The organism is uncultured Tessaracoccus sp. (genome assembly GCF_947286155.1).
GTDB lineage: Bacteria > Actinomycetota > Actinomycetes > Propionibacteriales > Propionibacteriaceae > Arachnia.
Genome location: NZ_CAMYPD010000068.1, coordinates 1 through 9,422, shown reverse-complemented (window position 1 = coordinate 9,422; position 9,422 = coordinate 1). Strand labels below are relative to the sequence as shown.

Annotated in this window: 7 protein-coding genes; 2 read left to right on the top strand and 5 right to left on the bottom strand. The window is 66.5% G+C overall.

The window, feature by feature from the left end; translation table 11 throughout:
- Positions 1-627 precede the first annotated feature (627 nt).
- Positions 628-2,604 carry a VWA domain-containing protein gene (locus tag Q0X68_RS12380; RefSeq protein WP_297752315.1) on the bottom strand — a complete coding sequence of 659 codons (1,977 nt, stop codon included), beginning with the start codon at positions 2,602-2,604 and terminating at the stop codon, positions 628-630.
- An 89-nt stretch (positions 2,605-2,693) separates the two neighbouring features.
- On the opposite strand from Q0X68_RS12380, the gene Q0X68_RS12375 reads away from it, so the two are divergent.
- Complete coding sequence (locus tag Q0X68_RS12375) at positions 2,694-3,128, top strand: hypothetical protein (RefSeq protein WP_297752312.1); 435 nt, start codon at positions 2,694-2,696, stop codon at positions 3,126-3,128.
- Between the two features lie 9 nt (positions 3,129-3,137).
- Positions 3,138-4,136, top strand: coding sequence for a serine/threonine-protein kinase (locus Q0X68_RS12370; RefSeq protein ID WP_297752309.1), 999 nt, complete (start codon positions 3,138-3,140; stop codon positions 4,134-4,136).
- A gap of 6 nt (positions 4,137-4,142) precedes the next feature.
- Here the strand turns inward: Q0X68_RS12370 and Q0X68_RS12365 are convergent, their stop codons facing one another.
- The 4 genes from Q0X68_RS12365 to Q0X68_RS12350 are packed head-to-tail and all read right to left on the bottom strand — an operon-like array spanning position 4,143 to position 9,259.
- Positions 4,143-4,856: an alpha/beta fold hydrolase gene (locus tag Q0X68_RS12365; protein WP_297752307.1), complete on the bottom strand. Its 714-nt coding sequence runs from the start codon at positions 4,854-4,856 to the stop codon at positions 4,143-4,145.
- Between the two features lie 55 nt (positions 4,857-4,911).
- Entirely contained in the window at positions 4,912-6,078 is a 1,167-nt protein-coding gene (locus Q0X68_RS12360) for a hypothetical protein (RefSeq protein WP_297752304.1), read from the bottom strand.
- Positions 6,075-8,555, bottom strand: coding sequence for a glycoside hydrolase family 65 protein (locus Q0X68_RS12355; protein WP_297752321.1), 2,481 nt, complete (start codon positions 8,553-8,555; stop codon positions 6,075-6,077). Before Q0X68_RS12355 ends, Q0X68_RS12360 begins: the two co-directional genes overlap by 4 nt.
- Positions 8,555-9,259 (bottom strand): HAD family phosphatase, encoded by a 705-nt coding sequence (locus Q0X68_RS12350; RefSeq protein WP_297752301.1) that lies wholly within the window; start codon positions 9,257-9,259, stop codon positions 8,555-8,557. Before Q0X68_RS12350 ends, Q0X68_RS12355 begins: the two co-directional genes overlap by 1 nt.
- Between the last annotated feature and the right edge of the window lie 163 nt (positions 9,260-9,422).

The window sequence follows — 9,422 nt, the reverse complement described above, 5'->3', positions numbered from 1 at the left end:
TACACGTAAGGAGTCGTCGGCAGCGTCAGATGTGTATAAGAGACAGCTCCCCTGCAGCACGGCGAGCAGCACGCGAATCGTGTCGCCATGCGAGACGAACGCGACGCGATCGCCCGGCCCGTGCTCGTCGCGCAACAACACGCACAATTCCTGGAGCCGACGGTGCACGTCGCGGATCGACTCTCCCCCGCCCCACGCCACCTCGGAGATGTGCTGCCCCGGCGGCGTGGGCTCGGGCTGGAGTTCCTCAGCGAGCTTCCCTTCCAGCTCCCCTAGCCCCTGCTCACGCAAGAGCGCCGTCCAGCGCGGTGAAACCCCCAAGCGCTCGCCGATGATGCGGGCGGTCTGCTGGGCGCGAAGCTGATCACTCGACCACAGCGCGACGACGCCCTTCCCCATGAGCTCCTCCGCGGCCCGGGCGGCCTGCGACTCACCGAGCGCGGTGAGCGGCACGTGCATGGTTTGACCTTGCAACCGCCCCTCCACGTTCCAAGTGGATTCACCGTGGCGAACCAGATAGAGCTCCATGAGCGCCCAGCATACGGCGGGTAGCTAACCCGATATCCACATTCGTTTGCCAGTTCCTCGCAGATCAGGCCATTTCTCAAAACGAATGTGGATATCGGGTTAGCTCAGGCGGCGTATCAACAACCAGACGCCGCCACCGAGAACGAGCACTCCGCCGACACCGCCGAGCACCGGCACGAGCGGGAAGCCGCCCTCCTCGTCCTTCGCGGCCTCGGAGTCAGAAGCCTTCGGGGATTCCTCCTCGCTGGGCTCTTCCGATGGCTCCTTCGACGGCTCCTCAGAAGCCGACGGGCTGGGTGATGGCGACGCGCTGGCCTCCGCATCCGCCTCCGGGTCACCAAACTCGGCCTTGTACTCCTCCGGCGTCGTGAGCACCTTCAGACCCTGGTCGGATTCCTCGCCCCAGACCTGCGTCTTGAGCGTGAACGGCAGTGCGGCCTTATCCGATTCGTCGTCATAGGAGCGCCCCAGCACGAGGTACTGCACTCCGCCGACGGCGTGTGCAGCCTGCTCACTACCCGCCTCGATGTTCTTCGGCACGATAGGCCACTTCAGCGAGCCATCCATCAGCGATCCGCCGCGGTGATTCACCGTGTTGATGGAACCACCCGCTTGAAGCTGAGCGATCTCCTTCGGTGCAATCTGGAGCTTTTGGCGCAACGGGTTGTACGCAGCGAGCCCGAACGTCTCAACACTCTCCGTCTCGGGAATATCGATCACGGCACGCATGTTCTGACCCGTTTCCACGGGGATTGCGAAGTAGCGCCGCTCGCCAGCATTGATGGTGTCGGAAATCACGTCGCCGGGCTTCAGCATCGTCGCGTTGTTGAAGCTGTTGCCACCGGCGACCGCAGTAGGCTCACCTGGCTTCTCCCCGCCGGGTTCAGCACCAGGATCAGCAACCTCACCCGTCTCATACGCGTCGGACTTCACGTATCCGACGGTGAACTCAACGTCCACCTCTTGATCTGACCAAGCTACCCCCGAGCGTGCAACCGAGAAGTAGTGCTGCTCACCGTCGCCGTTCAAGTAGTTCGGTTTACCCCCCAATACGACGGAGGTCATCAGATCTGATTCATCCAGGAAACCCGACTGACTCTGGTTGTCGAACTGCCCACCGCCAGCCTCGCCCGACGGGCTCACCTGCGTCAACCTGAGCTGCCTCTTATCCTGGGCCTCTGCGCCAGACTCGATCGGCGGCGGTACGAGCGTCGCAGTGACCGCCACGTCCCAGCCCTCATGGAAGGGCACCGAGAAATAGCGACGGTTGTCGACGGCGTTCTCACCCCGAGGCTGCTCACCGGTGGGCATCTTCACCACGTACTGGCCGGCGACGATCTCCTCGGCGTCAGGTGCCGTCGGGCCGCCTTCTACCTCGATCCCCTGGCTCTGATACCCCGCCAGCGCGCGCAGCGTCTCCTGCTTCATGGCCTCTTGCAGCGAGCCGGCGTCATCCACGTCGGTGTAGCTTCCCCCTGTGGCTTCGGCGATGCAGCGCAGCGTCTCTTTAGCTTTCGCATTGCCGGAGATCTTGAAACCGATGGTGTGCACCGTGAGGTCGATGCCCTGGCCTGCGAGTTCCTTCGCGACGTCGCACGCCGGCGGCGGCTCACAGTTCGGCTCACCATCAGAGACGAGCACCATCGCCTTCGGACCCTCAATGCCCTCCAGCTCCTTCGCAGCGTGCTGCAGCGCGGGGCCAATCGGCGTGTTCCCCTTCGCCTGCAGCCCATCGACCTGCTTGCCGAGCGCCGCAGCGTCGAAGGCTCCTACCTTGTTGAGCGTCTGGATGTCGTCGCAGGAGTCGTTCCTCGCGCCGTACACCACCAGGCCGAGGCGGGAGTCCTTCGGAGTTTCCGCCAGCAGGCCCTTCACCGCAGTCTTGGCTGCGGCGATGCGCGTGGTGCCCTTCGAGTCCGCGTCCTTCTCATTCATCGAACCCGAGAAATCGGTGACCACTACGACGGGTTGCTGTGCTTGCTGCCCCTCATCAGCCCATGCGCCCGGAGGGAGGCTCATGAGCGCGACCAAGGCGACGAGCACCCCTGCGCTCCATCTGCGTACTGCCTGCTTCATGCTTTTCACTTCCTAACCAGCAACGAGGTTTGCAGTTGCAAATATACACGTCGAGTTTGCGAATGCAAACGATCTGGCAGAATGGGCCCATGAGCAACTCACGAGCGGACCAACAACGCGCACTCTACGGCAGCACCCTGGCAGAACGCTTCGGCGCAGTGATGAACACCTATGCGCTCACGCAGCGCGGCCTGGCCGACGTACTCGGCCTCTCCGCACCCATGCTCTCACAACTCATCCACGCGCAACGCATCAAAATTGGCAACCCCGCCGTCTACGAGCGCCTCGTCATGCTGGAAATGCGCGCCGACGAGGACGACCACGCCGCGGTGCTCGCCGAGGTGCACGCCTCTACCCCGGTGCTGAGCACTCAACAGTCCACGACGATGCCCTCCACCGCGGAGCTCTCGTCGCTCGCCACGCCAGACCAGCTGCGCGCCACAGCCGAGTTTGCGCAGTCGCTCGGTGCGACGCGCTTGGCTTCTGCGCTGTTGAAGTCGAGCCAGGCGTCGAACAAGCTCTAGGCTGGAGCGGTGGGTCAGGTAATTGCAGGACGATTCGAACTGCTCGAGCACATCGCGTCGGGCGCGACGGGGTCGATCTGGCGCGCGGTAGATCGTCGGCGAAACTCCGAGTGCGCGGCCAAGGTGCTCCGCCAGAAAGACTCCGGGGAGCTGCTGCGGTTCGTGCGTGAACAGGGCATACAACTGGACCACCCTCATCTGGCTACGCCATACGGTTGGGCTGCGGAGGACGACGACGTCGCCATCGCCATGCCGCTCGTGCGCGGTGGCACCCTCGAGTCGGCGCTCAGCGACCACGGCGCATTCTCGCCAGAACTCGTCGCCACCTGCCTCTACCAGCTGCTCGACGGGATCGCGCACGTGCACGATGCGGGCTGGATTCACCGCGACGTGAAGCCCGCGAACATCCTGCTCGAACCCACCGGCACCGGTCGCCCCCACCTGAGGCTGGGCGATTTCGGCACGGCCCTGCGCACTGACGATCCCCGCTTCACCGCGGTCGGGTTCATCCACGGCACCCCCGGCTACGTTCCGCCCGAGGCGCTCGACGGTGCCGCGCCCGCATCCTCGGCGGACCTCTACGCCGCAGGCATCGTCGCGCTACGCATGCTGCACCCCGAGGCGAAATCCGTCGACGTGCTCGCTGAGGCCCGGCAGCGCATCACCTCCCAGCCGCTACCCCCTCCGCTGCAGCGCACCGTTCTCGGGCTCACCAGCGAAAACCCTGAGGCCCGCATCGATGCCGCCCAGGAGGCCCGACGAAGCCTCGCCGAGGTCGCGCACCGCGCGGGGTACACCGTCGCGAACGGGGAACCCTTCGAGGTGTTCGACCAGCTCGCACCCGACGACCCGGACCCCACGCCGGTGCAGTCACCCGAACCGCCTTCGGAACCCACCGTCGTGCTGCGGCCGGCGCCCACCAAGCCCGCGTCGAAGGGTCCACTGATCGTGATCGGTACGGGTGTCGTGCTCCTCGCGGTGGCGCTGGTGCTGCTGCTGGTGACGTAACGTCGCTCAGTTACGCACCTCGGCGACGGCGCCGTCGATGATCGCCGCCAGCTTCGCCGGGTGCGTCTTGGGCAACTGGTGGGTGGCTCCGCGCACTACGTGCGCCGACACATGCGACGCCTGGTTGGCGTACCGCTTGGCGTGCACGCGCATCTGGTCGAACTGCCCATTCACAAGCACGACGGGGCACTGGACGTCGCGTAGATTGGCCGGGCCGCATTCGTCGAACACGACGCGCCACCCGTCGGCGAGGGCTTGGTACGACTCCTGGCCGGGCAGCTCGCCCCTGTTGCCGATCAGCCGGTAGAAGGCGTTCGAGATGGTGGTCATGCGCTGCACCCCGAGGGCGGACATCAACCACAAAAACCCCTTGTAGCCGAGCGCGATGAGGCTCGACGGGTCTGCCGTGGTGCCCACGAGCACGAGCGCGGAGAGGTCGTCCCGGCCCTCGTCGGCCAGGTAGTTGGCGTACAGCGCAGAGAAGTAACCGCCCAGACTGTGCCCCACCAGCACCACGGGCTGACCAGGCTCGGCCTGCGCGAGCGCGTCCTCGAACGCGGCGAGGACGTTACTGCGCGTGCAGCGTTGATGTGCGGCATCGCCGTGGCCGGGGAGGTCGATCGCGAGGACCTCCACGTCGGGGAGGAGCGCGTCGTAGCCGTCCCACTCCGCTTTCGATTCGTGCGTGCCGTGCACCAACACGACGAGCGGTTTCACCATGCCGGCCATCCTACGCCGGCGTTCGAAACCTCTCGCGCGAGACAACTGACGCTGGTCAGCCGCTGAGCGACAGCCACGCCACCGCCTCGGCGTCGAGCGTGTCCGATGCCCGGCACAGCGCGCGCGCCTGCGCCAGCCCGACCATGCCGCCGATCCGCGCCGCGGCCTCGCTCTCCCCCATGCCTGCCAGCCACAACCAGACCGGCACGAGATGCCGCTCGGCGCCGTCTGGGTAGTCGGACATCACGCGCCCGAGCCCGAATTGCAGCAGCCCGTCGTAGGCCACCTGGCCGAGTTTGACGCCGACGAGTGAGTCCACCGTCGCAAGCCCCCGGCTGACCAGCGCCACCATCGTGGCCACATCCGCGGTGGGCAACACCGCTCCCGCTGCCGTGAGGGCGTCGTCGTGGCTTGTCAATCCCATACCGACGGTGTGCGCGGCGGCGAGTGCGGCCCACAGCGTCGGCGTCTCGAGGGCTCGTGCGAGCCGGGGTGCCAGCTCGTCGACGTCGGGTTCGCGGGTGAGCGTGGTGAGGTAGCACCACAGGTCGTCGGGCGCCCCGCTCCGGGCCCCCTCCACGAGCTCGTCCCAATCGCGGTGCCAGCCCACCTCGAGGCGCGAGATGCCCGCCATGTCGCCCACTTCGACGGTGTGCAGCCCCGGCTCTCCCACGAGCTCGTGCCTATCGTCGTGAGCGACGGCGTCCACCCCCGTGACCACCGCGTCGGGCAACCGCAGCGTCAACTCATCTCCGTAGGGCACGTGCCTGCGCGCGGGCAACCAGTCGGGCTCGGGAGGAAGCTGGAACATGTCGCCGGCTAGTTGTTCGACCACCCACACCGACGTGTGCGGATGCCCCGGCGCTACCACGAGCGGCTCAGGAAACAGGCTCATGGATTCCAGATTCCCGACGGCAAACCCGCGGCGCTGCTGCGCGAAGACGGGGCCGTCAGCCGTCGGAGCAGTGATTTCAGCGCTGGCACCGCCCAGCCAGCCGATGAGGTAGTGCGCAGAGGTCACCGTGGCGCGCGGCGCTGGAGCCATCGCGACGGAGTCGGCAGAAAGCACCGACACCTCGATGCGCGCGCGGTCACCGTCGTGGAACTTCGCGACGAGCGTCAGTCCCGACGGGTGCTCCCACCGTCGCCCGATCTCCGCGGAAACCTCGCGCCACTCGTCGGGAACAAGCAGCTCGGCATCGAGCCCGTGGACGTGGATCAATCTTCGCCCGCTTCCGGCACCACCGCCTGGATGACGGAGCCGTCCGCACGACGGTGCCCGACGACAGGGTGCGTGCCGTGCAGCGTCGGCAACTGGGGCCCGTGCCCGTCGAGCACGACGGAACTGACCTCACCCGGCTGCACCGTGACGGGCTTGCCTCGCACTGACAGCTCCACGGGGCCTCCATCCACCACCTCGAACGTGATGCTCGCCCTTGTCAGGTTGACCTTCATCTTCGACCCGCGCACCTGCAGCTGGAAGCCGAGCGACTGCCAATCCTTCGGCAGGCGGGGGTCGAAGGTGAGGTTGCCGCCATGGTCGCGCATGCCGCCGAAGCCGTAGATCAGCGCATTCCACACGCCACCGGTGGACGCGATGTGCACGCCGTCGCGGGCGTTCGAGTGGAGATCCGCGAGGTCGACGTAGAGGCCGGAGAGGAAGTAGTCCATGGCCATCTCCTGATAGCCCACCTCAGCGGCCATCACCGACTGCACGACGCCCGACAGCGTCGAGTCGCCCGTCGTGATCGGGTCGTAGTACTCGAAGTCCGAGCGCTTCTCCTCGGCGGTGAACTCGTCGCCCTGCAGGAACAGGGCGAGCACCGCGTCGGCCTGCTTCAGCACCTGGAAACGGTAGATGACGAGCGGATGGAAGTGCAGCAGCAGCGGGCGTTTCTCGTCGGGAGTGTTCTCGAGATCCCACATCTCCGACTGGAGGAACTTCTCGTCCTGCGGGTGAATGCCGAGGTTCTCGTCGTGGAGAATCACCATGCCGTCCGCCGCGCGACGCCACGATTCGACCTCGTCCTGCGTGAACTCCAGCGCCTCCGCGGCGCGCTCGAACGCCGCCTGGTCGTTGGCCGCCATCTCCTCGAGCAGCCGCACCGCGTTGCGCAGATTGGCCCTGGCCATCACGTTGGTGAAGAAGTTGTTGTTCACCACGGCGGTGTACTCGTCGGGGCCCGTCACGCCGTGGATGTGGAAGCGCTCGGTGCCGTCGGCGTCGGTGCGCCAAAAGCCCAGGTCGGCCCACATGCGTGCGGTTTCCACGAGGACGGCCACACCGTCGCGATAGAGGAACTGGTTGTCGCCGGTCATGGCCCCGTATTTGGTGAAGGCGTAGGCGACGTCGGCGTCGATGTGGAACTGCGCCGTGCCGGCCGCGTAGTAGGCCGACGCTTCCTCGCCGTTGATGGTGCGCCATGGGAACAGCGCGCCGCGCAACGACATCACCGACGCGCGCTCGCGGGCCTGCGGGAGCATGTTGACGCGCATTCGCAGCGCGTTCCTTGCGACGTTGGGGTTGGTGTAGATGAGGAACGGGACGAGGTAGATCTCGGTGTCCCAGAAGTAGTGCCCCTCGTAGCCAGAGCCGGTGACGCCCTTCGCTGCGATGCCGAGTTGGTCGCTGCGGGCAGTGGCCTGCGCGAGCTGGAAGAGGCACCAACGCACGGCCTGCTGGATGGCTGGGCGCCCGCCGATTTCGACGTCAGAGTTGGCCCAAAACTCGTCGAGCCAGGCGCGCTGCTGCTGCTCGAAGTGCTCAAACCCGAGGTCGCGGACGCGGTCGAGGTTGCGGTTCGCGCGGTCGGCCAGCTCCGGCACGACGACGCCTCGCGACGTGTGATACGCCACGGCCTTGCGCAGCCGGACGGGCTTGCCCTGCTTGGCCTCGACGCGGAACACCGCCTTGGCGACGTCGGGGTCGATATGGGTGTCGACCTCGTAGGGGTTGTCCGTCTCGAAGTGGTGATCGGCGCCGACGAGGCACGTCATGCCGGAGTGCGCGGCCCGGAAGCCGAGCAGCATCCGGGTGTCGTCCGACCACTGCAGCTGCGGCTCCAGCACCCGCCAGCCGAAGCCCGAGGCGCGACGGGGGTCAAAGCCCTCCTTCGATTCGGAGGGCGAGTAGTAGTCTGAGCCGCCATCTTGACGGTTCACGATCTGGGAGCTGAGCACGATGGGCGCGTCGCCGTCGAGCAGCTCCACCTCCAAGTCGAACAGCGCGATCGAGCGGTCGGTGAACGACACCATCCGCGACGAGCGGATCCGCACCCGCTTACCCGCAGGCGTGCGCCAGATGATGTCGCGGGTGAGTCGACCCGCGCGGAAATCGAGTGCGCGCTCGTAATGCTCCAGGTCGGAGATGCTCAGTGTGAGGGGCTCGCCGTCGACGTAGATCTTGATGACCTTCGAGTCAGGGGCGTTGATAATGGTCTGGCCGGTTTCAGCGAACCCGAAGGCGGCCTCGGCGTGGTGGATGGGCCAGGTTTCGTGGAAGGCGTTGACGAACGTGCCGTGCGCGTACGACGGGCGGCCTTCCCCCGGGTTGCCGCGCATGCCCAGGAAGCCGTTGCCGACGGCGAACAGCGTTTCCGTCGTGCCAAGGTCGGCGGAGTTATATTCACGCTCGACGAAGCGCCACGGCTCGACCGGGAAGCGCGTGCGGTTCAGAGGGTCGGTGCTAATACCCCGGATCACAGCAGCTCCTCAAGATCTTCCACAACGATGTCAGCGCCAGCCTTGCGCAACTCGTCGGGGCCGACCCCGCGGTCGACGCCGACGACGAGCGCGAAGTCGCCCGCCACGCCCGCTTGCACGCCGGAGATGGCGTCTTCGAGCACGACGCAGCGGCGCTCGTCGGCCTGCAGGAGCTCGGCGGCGCGCCGGAACATGTCGGGGGCCGGTTTGCCTGGGATGTGCTCGCGGACGGCGACGTTACCGTCGACGATCACCTCGAAGAGGTGGTCCATCTTCGCGGCCCGCAGCACGGCCGGGGCGTTCTTCGAGCTGGACACGACTGCCAGCTTGAGGCCCTGCTCGGCCAGAGTTTCGATGAGCCGCTTGGAGCCGGGGTACGGGGCGATGCCGTCGCGTTCGATGATGAGGTTGAACTGCTCGTTCTTGCGGTTCCCCAAGCCGCAGACCGTGCGCGCGTCGGGCTCGTCGGTGGGGTCGCCGTCGGGAAGGATGATGCCGCGTGAGGCGAGGAAGTCGCGGACCCCGTCGTAGCGGGGCTTGCCATCCACGAAGCGGAAGTAGTCGTCGTCGGTATATCGGGGCTGGTCGGCGTCGAGGAATGCATTGAACATTTCGCTCCACGCTTGCATGTGAATCTCAGCGGTGGGGGTGATGACCCCGTCGAGGTCGAACAGTGCAGCTTCGTGTGCGCTCCAATCCATACCGCCAGCCTAGTGGCTCCTTTCTGCAACGCGACCGGGTCGTCGTCCCGCCGGCGCGGTGCCCGCCGCCCAGGCAGGTGCAACCTGTGCGGCAACAGAGCGGATCAGGTGTCACCTGCCTCCCGACGACGCCTCGCCGCGCGGAATCAGGTGACACCTGTTC

What these genes read in the sequence shown, in the direction of transcription:
- Q0X68_RS12380 (WP_297752315.1), bottom strand. Translation starts at nt 2,604, where the DNA reads ATGAAGCAGGCAGTACGCAGATGGAGCGCAGGGGTGCTCGTCGCCTTG.
- Q0X68_RS12375 (WP_297752312.1), top strand. Translation starts at nt 2,694, where the DNA reads ATGAGCAACTCACGAGCGGACCAACAACGCGCACTCTACGGCAGCACC.
- Q0X68_RS12365 (WP_297752307.1), bottom strand. Translation starts at nt 4,856, where the DNA reads ATGGTGAAACCGCTCGTCGTGTTGGTGCACGGCACGCACGAATCGAAA.
- Q0X68_RS12350 (WP_297752301.1), bottom strand. Translation starts at nt 9,259, where the DNA reads ATGGATTGGAGCGCACACGAAGCTGCACTGTTCGACCTCGACGGGGTC.